The organism is Muriicola sp. (assembly GCF_041567615.1).
Lineage (GTDB): Bacteria > Bacteroidota > Bacteroidia > Flavobacteriales > Flavobacteriaceae > Muriicola.
Window position 1 is genome coordinate 1 of the sequence record NZ_JBFGBM010000083.1, and the last position, 10540, is coordinate 10540.

Here is a 10540-nt window from a genome sequence, read left to right on the forward strand (position 1 = left end):
GAATCCGGGGTGTCCCTTTCATAAATATCATCCACCACAATCACTTCCACCCCGTGCGACCTTAAAACGGCCACAAAATCATCGAACTCCTTTTGCGCCCTGAGGTTGATCGTCTGGTTCTTGATGTCCAGATCCTCCTGGAAATAATTATTCACTGCGGTTTCCTCGTTCATCCGGAAGCGCACGGGCCTGACCATGAGGATGGTATTGGTGATCTGCATAAGGCAACTTATTACAGGTCAAAGTTAATCCTTTAGACGATTATAATTTTGGGAATGTGATAAGAAATTTGATACTCCTACACCGACCTATTCCCTGACCAAAGGCAGGGTACTGCACCTCAGCAGCCCTTCCTGCTTGCCAATTTCCGCATAGGGAACCTCCTCTACGGTAAATCCCTTTTCGCGCAACCAGGTGTTGAGTCGGGTAAAGGAGCGCTCGGATACGATCACCTCAGGAGAGATCGAAAACACATTGCTGAACATCTGATACATTTCCTCACTGCTGATCTCAAAGACGTTTTCCGGACCGAAATAATTCAACAGCCACCGGTACTCCTCTTCCACCAAAAAGCCGTTTTTATGGAGGATGGCCTTGTCTTTGCCGATGGGCTGGAAGCAGCAGTCCAGATGGAGCGCATTCTGTCTTGGATCGGTGTTGGATTTTCTCAGATCGAAGGACTTGACCACCTTGTGCGGAAACTGTTCCTGCAGGTAGGCGACCGCAGCCGCGTTGGTCCTGGCCGTTATATAGCTGGCGTAGTCATCTCCGCGGTATGTCCCTACAAAGATATACTCCTTCCAGGGCATCACATCCCCTCCTTCTACGTGCACTGCAGGAGGAGGAACGAGAATTTTCTCGGGATCGATCACGTCCAGGACATGTAGGATCGCCTCGAATTCCTTTTCCCTCTCAGGCAGGATATTGGCCTTGATGAGCTTATCTTCAATGACAAATGCGATATCCCGTGAAAAGATCTGATTGCAATCCTTTAGAACCTCGGGCCTGATGACCCTGACCCCGTGTTTCTTTAGGACCGCGTCAAAAGCATCCATCTCCCTGATCATGTCTTCTTCCCTGGGGTAGGTCCCCGCCAGGATGTGTTCCAGGGATTTGGGATCATAGGCATCCTCTGCCTTGGGAACAGGGCCGGAACTTTCAGCCCTGCCCAAAACCACAGCCTTTAAGGGTGAGGTTTCATCACGTACATTGAGTCGTAACATGCAGGGGTATTCTAGCGCTTGTTCAGGGGTACAAAAGATCGCTGATTCTCTCCTATGTAGACCTGTCTGGGCCTTCCTATGGGTTCGCCCCTCAAACGCATTTCACGCCATTGGGCGATCCAGCCGGGCAGTCTTCCCATAGCGAACATAACGGTAAACATCTCTGTGGGGATCCCGAGGGCCCGGTAGATGATCCCTGAATAGAAGTCGACATTGGGATATAACTTGCGTTCTACAAAATACGGATCTTCAAGAGCCACTTTTTCAAGTCCTTTGGCAATGGAGAGAATGGGGTCTTCAATACCGAGGTCGCCCAGCACCTCATCCGCTGCCTTTTTGATGATCTTTGCCCTTGGGTCAAAGTTCTTATACACTCTGTGACCAAAGCCCATAAGCCTGAAAGGATCGTCTTTATCCTTGGCCTTGTTCATGTATTTTTGGGTATCGCCCCCATCTGCTGCGATCGCTTCAAGCATTTCCAGAACCGCCTGGTTGGCACCTCCGTGAAGCGGGCCCCATAAGGCCGAAATTCCCGCAGAGAGGGAGACAAAGAGACCGGCGTGGGAAGAACCCGTAATCCTCACGGTAGATGTAGAGCAGTTCTGTTCGTGATCGGCGTGGAGGATCAGCAATTGGTCCAGGGCATCGATGACGATCTTGTTTTTTATGTATTCTTTGTTAGGCCTTTTGAACATCATTTTGTGGAGGTTCTCCACATAGCCCAGGGAATCATCCCCGTAGTCCAATGGCAGGCCTTTTTGTTTCCGCATCGTCCAGGCAACCAGAACGGGGAACTTCGCCATAATGCGTATGATGGCGTGGTACATATCCCTTTCAGAGGTAATGTTGACCGAAGAAGGGTTGAATGCGATCAGCGCACTGGTCAGGGAGGATAAAACTCCCATCGGATGGGCCGACTTCGGGAAGGCATCCAGGATCTTCTTCATCTCTTCATCCACGTGGGATTCGTGTTTGATGTCTTCGTGGAATTTGTGTAGTTGTTCCTTGTTCGGCAATTCACCGAAGATCAACAGATAGGCCACTTCCAGAAAATCGGCCTTCTCTGCCAATTCCTCTATGTTGTACCCCCTGTATCTCAGTATGCCCTTTTCTCCGTCCAGATAAGTGATAGCACTTTCGCAGGAACCGGTGTTCTTATAGCCGGGGTCCAGGGTGATCATACCCGTGGTCGACCTCAGTTTTTTAATGTCAATAGCCAGTTCTTTCTCGGTACCTTCCACCACGGGGAATTCGAATTTTTTCCCTTGGTATTCTAGTGTTGCTTTATCTTTCATGGAGATGATTTTGGTAATGTTTAGACAGGGTGATAAAGATAGGAAAAAGGGGACTTCTTAACAATGATTGAGAGGGGCATTCTACCGAGATTTAAGGGAATTTTATCACTCCTGATCCCGTTTACAGGTCAAAAGATCACGAGCTCCACTTCACGGTTTTCAGGAACATAAAAAAGCCCCTCGGGTTTTCGAAGGGCTTTTTTGGATGACACAATAATATCATTGTCCTACTTTGAACGCATGCTGACCCGGGTAATAGGCAACTTCCCCGAGTTCTTCCTCTATCCTGAGTAACTGGTTGTACTTGGCCATACGGTCCGACCTGGAAGCGGAACCCGTTTTGATCTGCCCGGTGTTCAAGGCCACGGCAAGATCGGCAATGGTATTGTCTTCCGTTTCCCCTGACCTGTGAGACATCACACTGGTATACCCGGCATTCTTGGCCATATTCACGGCCGCGATGGTCTCGGTAAGGGTCCCGATCTGGTTGACCTTGATCAGGATGGAATTGGCTATCCCTTCAGCGATACCCCTGGACAAGCGGGTCACGTTGGTCACGAACAGGTCGTCTCCCACCAGCTGTACCTTGTCTCCGATCAGATCGGAAAGGATCTTCCAGCCTTTCCAGTCGTTTTCATCCATTCCGTCCTCTATGGAGATGATGGGATATTTCTCGCAGAGGGATGCCAGGTATTTTGCCTGCTCCTCAGAGGTGCGCACGGCCCCCTTGTCCCCTTCAAATTTCGTGTAATCGTACTTCCCGTTCACATAGAATTCAGCTGAAGCGCAATCCAGGGCGACCATGACCTCATCCCCGAAGCTGTAGCCTGCGTTCTTTACGGCCATGCCGATGGTATCGAGTGCATCCTCGGTACCTTTAAGGGTGGGGGCGAATCCGCCCTCATCCCCTACCGCAGTACTGAGTCCGCGATCGTGAAGTACTTTTTTAAGGTGGTGAAATATCTCCGTTCCCATCTGTATGGCGTGTGAAAAACTCTTCGCCTTCACCGGCATCACCATAAATTCCTGGAAGGCGATAGGAGCGTCTGAATGCGACCCTCCATTGATGATATTCATCATGGGAACCGGCAAGGTATTCGCGCTTACACCTCCCACGTAACGGTAGAGGGAAATCCCCATTTCATCTGCCGCCGCCTTGGCCACTGCGAGAGAAACGCCCAGGATGGCATTGGCCCCCAGCTTGGACTTGTTGGGGGTGCCGTCTAATTCTATCATGGTCTTGTCAATGAGGTTCTGATCAAATACCATCATTCCCCTTATCTTTTCGGCGATCACGTTGTTCACGTTCTCTACGGCCTTCATGACTCCTTTTCCCATGTAGGACTTTCCTCCGTCTCTCAGTTCCACAGCTTCGTGTTCTCCCGTAGAGGCACCTGAAGGGACCGCTGCCCTCCCCATGACCCCATTCTGGGTGATGACATCTACTTCTACTGTTGGATTGCCCCTGGAATCAAATATCTGACGGGCGTGTACATCGAGGATTATACTCATAATATTGTAATTTTTCTGGTTGATTTATAAAGCGCTAAAGATACAAAAGGACTCTGGAAATGTCGGGGTTTCCCTGAACAATCCCCTCCGGAATTCCCACCTCAGACAGACACATTGATATCCGCCTGCGCCCTGATCAGCTCAAAAAACTGGTCGAACAGATACGTGGCATCATGTGGCCCCGGACTGGCTTCGGGATGGTACTGCACTGAGAATACGTTCTTGTTCTTCATCCGTATCCCGGCAACGGTGTTGTCATTGAGATGCACATGGGTGATCTCCAATTCGGGATTGGCTTCGGTCTCTTCCCTGTTGATCGCAAAACCGTGGTTTTGTGAGGTGATCTCACCCTTCCCCGTCTTGAGGTTGATCACCGGGTGGTTGATACCCCTGTGACCATTGAACATCTTATAGGTAGACACACCGTTGGCCAGCGCTATGATCTGATGCCCCAGGCAGATCCCGAAAAGAGGTTTGTCCTGAGCTATGATCTGTTTGGCGGTCTCAATCACGCCCTTCAGGGGCTCAGGGTCTCCAGGCCCGTTTGAAATGAAGTATCCGTGTGGATTCCAAGCTTCCAGCTCAGAGAAGGGGGTGTCGTACGGAAAGACCTTGATGTAGGCATCCCGGGCTGCGAGGTTTCTCAGGATGTTCTTCTTGATTCCTATATCCAGAGCAGCGATCCTGAAGGTCGCATTTTCATCCCCGTAGTAATACGGCTCTTTGGTCGAGACCTTGGAGGAGAGTTCCAGGCCTTCCATGCTGGGAACCTTTTTGAGTTCTTCCTTCAGTGCATCAATCTCATCTACACGGGTGGAGATCACGGCATTCATGGCCCCGTGGTCCCGGATATAGCTTACCAGGGCACGTGTATCCACATCCGAAATTGCCAGGAGGTTGTTATCCCTGAGGAAATCAAGCAGGCTGCCGTCCGCATCGGGGCGGGAGTATTCATAGCTGAAATTTTTACAGATAAGACCGGCTATCTTCACAGAATCGGATTCCACCTCATCAGCATTGGCCCCGTAGTTCCCGATATGGGCGTTGGTCATGACCATCAATTGCCCGAAATAGGACGGATCCGTAAAGATCTCCTGGTACCCTGTCATCCCCGTGTTAAAACAAACCTCTCCAAAAGCCGTTCCTTCGGTATTTCCCACGGATTTTCCGTAGAATATGGTGCCATCGGCAAGTAAGATCAGTGCCTTCTTCTTGGATTGATACTTCATTGAACTGTTTTTTTTAAGTTTCACAAATAAAAAGAAAAAAAGGACAGGCTTTTAGGCCTATCCTTTTCAATTTTCCAGACGTTGTAAACATCTTATGCTTTGGAGTCATCTGATTTAGTTTCATCCGCATCTTTTTTCTCTGCCTTTTCAGAAGCTTCCGCCTTTGGCTTCTCAGTTTTAGCTTCAGCCTTAGGCTCGGCTTTCTCTTCCTTTTTGGCTTCAGGAGCATTTGCTTCAACCACTTCCGCATCCTGGGCTGTCTCAGTCACCTCAGCGGCAGGTTGGGACTTTTTAGATCCCCTGCTCCTACGGGTAGATTTCTTCTTCTTGGCTTTGCCTGCGTTGTAGACCTCGTTGAAGTCGACAAGTTCGATCATAGCCATATCGGCGTTGTCACCCAGACGGTTACCCAGTTTGATGATTCGGGTATAACCTCCCGGGCGGTCTCCCACCTTTTCCGCCACTGTACTGAACAGTTCGGATACCGCGTATTTGTCGCGGAGGTTCTTGAATACGACACGCCTGTTGTGCGTACCTTTCTCCAGTGACTGGTTGTTCTCAGCCTTCGACTTGGTGATCAGTGGCTCTATGAACTGTTTCAGGGCCTTGGCTTTGGCTACCGTGGTGTTTATCCTTTTGTGCTCGATCAGGGAACAGGCCATGTTAGCCAGCATAGCCGACCTGTGGGCTGTCTTCCTGCTCAAGTGATTGACTTTCTTACCGTGTCTCATGGTTTCGTGCTATATTACCTTCTGACCCGTATTTTTACATCCGGGGTCATAGGCGAAATTTAATCTTTATCTAATTTGTATTTTGAAAGGTCCATACCGAAGTTGAGACCTTTGTTGATTACGAGTTCTTCCAGCTCAGTCAGGGATTTTTTACCGAAATTCCTGAACTTCATCAGATCGTTCTTGTTGAAGGATACCAGGTCACCCAGGGTATCTACCTCTGCAGCTTTCAGACAGTTCAGTGCCCTTACTGACAGATCCATGTCTACCAGTTTGGTCTTGAGCAATTGCCTCATATGCAGGGATTCCTCATCGTACGTCTCAGTCTGGGCAATCTCATCAGCCTCCAGGGTGATACGCTCGTCTGAGAACAGCATAAAGTGGTGGATCAGCACCTTGGCTGCCTCTGTGAGGGCTTCCTTTGGGTGGATAGATCCATCAGTAACGATCTCAAAGACCAGTTTCTCATAATCGGTCTTCTGTTCAACCCTGAAATTCTCGATGCTGTATTTTACGTTTTTCACCGGGGTGAAAATAGAATCAACCGCAATGCTGCCGATGGGGGCATTGGACTTCTTGTTCTCTTCAGCGGGAACATAACCCCTTCCCTTTTCGATGATCAACTCCATGTTGATACTCACCTTGGGATCCATATTGCAGATCACCAGCTCAGGGTTCAATACCTGGAAACCGGAAATAAATTTCTGGAAGTCCCCGGCAGTTAGTTGATCTTTACCGCTGACAGAAACTGAAACGGTCTCTTCGTTCACATCGTCAATCTGCCTCTTGAACCGGACCTGCTTTAAGTTGAGGATGATCTCGGTAACATCTTCCACCACCCCTTCGATCACGGAAAATTCGTGTTCGACCTTGTCTATCCTCACCGATGTAATGGCGAATCCTTCCAAAGAGGAAAGCAATACTCTTCTGAGTGCGTTCCCGACAGTCAATCCATAACCAGGTTCCAAAGGGCGGAATTCGAACTTCCCTTCGAAATCTGAGGAATCGATCATTATAACTTTATCGGGTTTCTGAAAATTAAATAATGCCATAGTCAGGTATGTGGTTTATTTAGAGTATAACTCAACGATTAATTGTTCTTTGATGTTCTCCGGGATCTGAATCCTCTCGGGAACTGAAACAAAGGTTCCTTCCTTCTTCTCTGAGTTCCATGTGATCCACTCGTAAACACTGCTGTTGGCAGACAGGGAATCCTCTATGGTTTGAAGGGATTTGGATTTTTCCCTTACTCCTACGACATCCCCAGGGTTCAGGGAGTATGAAGGAATGTTAACGACATCTCCGTTTACGGTGATATGCCTGTGGGAGACCAGTTGTCTCGCACCTCTTCTCGAAGGGGCGATCCCCATCCTGTAGACTACATTGTCCAGGCGGGCTTCGCACAATTGCAGGAGCACCTCACCGGTAACACCCTTGCTTCGGTTCGCCCTTGCGAACAGGTTGCGGAACTGGCGTTCCAGGATCCCGTAGGTGTATTTGGCCTTTTGCTTTTCCATCAACTGGATAGCGTATTCCGATTTTTTACCTCGGCGCCTGTTGTTCCCGTGCTGTCCTGGTGGATAATTCTTTTTTTCGAACGATTTGTCATCGCCGAAGATCGCTTCACCGAATTTACGGGCGATCTTTGATTTTGGTCCTGTGTATCTTGCCATCTTCTTTGAAATTAAAAGTGTGATTATGAATTAAGGCTTATCCTTCGATAATCGTAACTACACTTTTGTGAGAAATATAATTAGGAAATAATGATTAAACTCTTCTTCTTTTAGGAGGCCTGCAACCGTTGTGAGGCATTGGGGTCACATCGATGATCTCGGTAACCTCAATCCCGGAATTGTGCAGGGAGCGAATAGCGGATTCCCTTCCGTTACCCGGTCCTTTCACGTACACCTTTACCTTCCTGAGGCCTGCCTCATGAGCTGTTTTTGCACATTCTTCGGCTGCAATCTGAGCCGCGTAAGGAGTGTTCTTCTTGGAGCCCCTGAATCCCATTTTTCCAGCCGAAGCCCAGGAGATCACATCTCCCTTCTTATTGGTCAGGGAAATAATGATATTGTTGAAGGAAGCAGTGATATGAGCCTCACCGGTCGATTCAACGATAACCTTGCGCTTCTTGGTCGATTTTGCAGCTGTCTTTGTACCTGTCTTTGCCATGTTAATGCAGTATTACTTAGTAGCTTTCTTCTTGTTAGCCACAGTTTTTCTTTTTCCTTTACGGGTCCTGGAATTGTTCTTGGTCCTCTGGCCGCGCAATGGGAGTCCGGATCTGTGACGGATCCCGCGGTAACAACCAATATCCATGAGCCTTTTGATGTTGAGCTGGTTCTCTGAACGCAACTCCCCTTCGATCTTGTAAGAAGAAACCGCTTCCCGGATCCTACCGATCTCGTCGTCATTCCAGTCAGACACCTTGGTATCGGCATTTACCTCAGCCTTGTCAAGGATCTCCTGAGCCCTGCTCTTACCAACTCCGAAGATGTAGGTGAGGGCTATTACACCTCTTTTTTGTTTTGGGATATCTACCCCTGCAATTCTTGCCATAATTACCCTTGTCTTTGTTTGAATCTGGGATTCTTCTTATTGATTACGTACAACCTGCCTTTTCTGCGAACAATCTTGCAGTCGGCACTTCTTTTCTTTATCGATGCTCTTACTTTCATGTCTCGAGTTTCTTAATATCTATATGTAATTCTAGCCTTGGTAAGGTCATATGGACTCATTTCCAGTTTGACCTTGTCCCCGGGCAAAAGCTTGATATAATGCATGCGCATTTTCCCCGAGATATGAGCAGTTACCACGTGCCCGTTTTCCAGTTCTACCCGGAACATGGCGTTAGACAATGCTTCTATGATACTTCCGTCCTGCTCTATTGCTGCTTGTTTGGCCATAACCTATGCTACTTTTCTGTTCTTTCCGGTTTTCATGAGTCCGTCGTAATGACGGTTCAACAGGTATGCATTCACCTGCTGTACTGTATCGATGGCCACACCCACCATGATCAACAGGGAGGTACCTCCGTAAAAGAGTGCCCAACCCGACTGGATATCGATCAGTTTCACCACGATGGCGGGCAAAACCGCAATGATGGCCAGGAAGATCGACCCTGGCAGGGTGATCAGCGACATGATCTTATCCAGAAAACTACCTGTTTCCTTACCTGGTCTGATTCCGGGGATAAAACCGCCGCTTCGTTTCAGGTCATCAGCCATCTTGTTGGTCGGAACCGTGATAGCCGTATAGAAATAGGTAAAAATGATAATCAGCAAGGCAAAGAGGATGTTGTAGGCCAGTCCGAAGATATCCTGGAACTGTACTTCCATCCACTGCCCGACGGCCGTATCGTTAAAGGTACGCCCGAGCAATCCCGGGGCAAACATGATCGCCTGGGCGAAAATGATCGGCATCACCCCTGAAGCGTTCAGTTTCAGTGGAATGTACTGCCTGCTGCCCATAATATTCTTTTCATAACCTCCAGAAGCTGATCTTCTGGCGTATTGCACAGGGATCTTACGCGTGGCCATGACCAGCAATACACAGGCCAGGATCACGACAAACCAGAGGATTACTTCGACCAGGATCAGCATGGGTCCTCCATTGCCGTCGAGCCTTGTCACAGCTTCCTGCACAAAGGCCTGGGGCATGGTGGCGATGATCCCGATCATAATCAGGAGGGAGATACCGTTTCCGATTCCTTTATCGGTGATCTTCTCACCCAGCCACATGGCAAAGACACATCCCGTAACCAGGATGATCACAGAAGGAATGATAAAGTTCAGCCCTTTCCCCAGCAAGAAGGCACTGTCCGGAACGCCAAGGGCTCCGAGACTGTACAGGTATGCTGGTGCCTGAACGATACAGATCCCGATGGTAAGCCAACGCGTGATCTGATTCTTGGTCTTACGGCCGCTTTCCCCTTCCTTGTCGAGTTTCTGAAGGTAGGGTACGGCTATCCCCATAAGCTGTACCACAATGGATGCAGAGATGTAAGGCATGATCCCCAGGGCAAATACAGAGGCATTCGCAAATGCACCTCCTGTGAAGGCATTCAGAATACCCAGGATCCCCTGTTCAGTATTTGAGGACAAGGCCGCAAGTTGTGAGGTATCAATACCGGGAAGTACCACCTGAGCACCGAAACGGTAGACAAGCAAAAGGCCGAGGGTCATCAGGACTCTTTTCCTCAGCTCTTCTATCTTCCAGATATTTGATATGATCTCAAAAAAATTCTTCATAGGGCCCGTTCTCTTATAACGTTATTGCTTCGCCTCCGGCAGCTTCTATCGCTTTTTTGGCGCTTCCGGTGAATTTGTGGACTGTGACCTTAAGGCCTGCCTTCAGTTCACCTCCACCCAGGATCTTGACCAGGTCATTCTTTCCGGCCAGTCCGTTCTCGATCAGGTCCTCGAGGGTCACGGTTTTCTTAACCGCCCCGTTATCGACGAGTTCCTGAAGTGAACTGAGGTTGATCCCCCTGTAAGAAACGCGGTTGATATTGTTGAACCCGAATTTGGGCACGCGTCTTTGAAGGGGCA

Annotated in this window: 14 protein-coding genes; all 14 read right to left on the reverse strand. The window is 48.9% G+C overall.

Going from position 1 to position 10540, the window contains the following annotated elements:
• Positions 1-221, reverse strand: a 221-nt coding sequence (locus tag ABYP73_RS07265) for an arginine deiminase-related protein (RefSeq protein ID WP_372973877.1), incomplete at its 3' end; no start/stop codon positions are given.
• Between the two features lie 87 nt (positions 222-308).
• The gene (locus tag ABYP73_RS07270; protein WP_372944752.1) at positions 309-1223 is read right to left on the reverse strand and encodes a dimethylarginine dimethylaminohydrolase family protein; all 915 of its coding nucleotides are present in this window, start codon (positions 1221-1223) and stop codon (positions 309-311) included.
• 11 nt (positions 1224-1234) lie between these two features.
• Entirely contained in the window at positions 1235-2518 is a 1284-nt protein-coding gene (locus tag ABYP73_RS07275; protein ID WP_372944751.1) for a citrate synthase, read from the reverse strand.
• A gap of 219 nt (positions 2519-2737) precedes the next feature.
• Positions 2738-4030, reverse strand: a complete 1293-nt coding sequence (gene eno / locus ABYP73_RS07280; RefSeq protein ID WP_372944750.1) for a phosphopyruvate hydratase — start codon at positions 4028-4030, stop codon at positions 2738-2740.
• 101 nt (positions 4031-4131) lie between these two features.
• Positions 4132-5259, reverse strand: coding sequence for a glutamine-hydrolyzing carbamoyl-phosphate synthase small subunit (gene carA / locus ABYP73_RS07285; protein ID WP_372944749.1), 1128 nt, complete (start codon positions 5257-5259; stop codon positions 4132-4134).
• A 92-nt stretch (positions 5260-5351) separates the two neighbouring features.
• Positions 5352-5990, reverse strand: a complete 639-nt coding sequence (rplQ, locus tag ABYP73_RS07290; protein WP_372944748.1) for a 50S ribosomal protein L17 — start codon at positions 5988-5990, stop codon at positions 5352-5354.
• Between the two features lie 59 nt (positions 5991-6049).
• Positions 6050-7042 carry a DNA-directed RNA polymerase subunit alpha gene (locus ABYP73_RS07295; protein WP_163692712.1) on the reverse strand — a complete coding sequence of 331 codons (993 nt, stop codon included), beginning with the start codon at positions 7040-7042 and terminating at the stop codon, positions 6050-6052.
• A gap of 15 nt (positions 7043-7057) precedes the next feature.
• The gene (gene rpsD, locus ABYP73_RS07300) at positions 7058-7663 is read right to left on the reverse strand and encodes a 30S ribosomal protein S4 (RefSeq protein ID WP_372944747.1); all 606 of its coding nucleotides are present in this window, start codon (positions 7661-7663) and stop codon (positions 7058-7060) included.
• Between the two features lie 94 nt (positions 7664-7757).
• Entirely contained in the window at positions 7758-8162 is a 405-nt protein-coding gene (gene rpsK / locus ABYP73_RS07305; RefSeq protein WP_372944746.1) for a 30S ribosomal protein S11, read from the reverse strand.
• Between the two features lie 12 nt (positions 8163-8174).
• Positions 8175-8549, reverse strand: a complete 375-nt coding sequence (gene rpsM / locus ABYP73_RS07310; RefSeq protein ID WP_372944757.1) for a 30S ribosomal protein S13 — start codon at positions 8547-8549, stop codon at positions 8175-8177.
• A gap of 2 nt (positions 8550-8551) precedes the next feature.
• Positions 8552-8668: a type B 50S ribosomal protein L36 gene (ykgO, locus tag ABYP73_RS07315; RefSeq protein ID WP_010519235.1), complete on the reverse strand. Its 117-nt coding sequence runs from the start codon at positions 8666-8668 to the stop codon at positions 8552-8554.
• 12 nt (positions 8669-8680) lie between these two features.
• Positions 8681-8896 carry a translation initiation factor IF-1 gene (infA, locus tag ABYP73_RS07320; RefSeq protein ID WP_013305172.1) on the reverse strand — a complete coding sequence of 72 codons (216 nt, stop codon included), beginning with the start codon at positions 8894-8896 and terminating at the stop codon, positions 8681-8683.
• 3 nt (positions 8897-8899) lie between these two features.
• Complete coding sequence (secY, locus tag ABYP73_RS07325; RefSeq protein WP_372973878.1) at positions 8900-10240, reverse strand: preprotein translocase subunit SecY; 1341 nt, start codon at positions 10238-10240, stop codon at positions 8900-8902.
• 13 nt (positions 10241-10253) lie between these two features.
• On the reverse strand, positions 10254-10540 hold a 287-nt coding region (locus ABYP73_RS07330), incomplete at its 5' end, for an uL15 family ribosomal protein (RefSeq protein WP_372973879.1).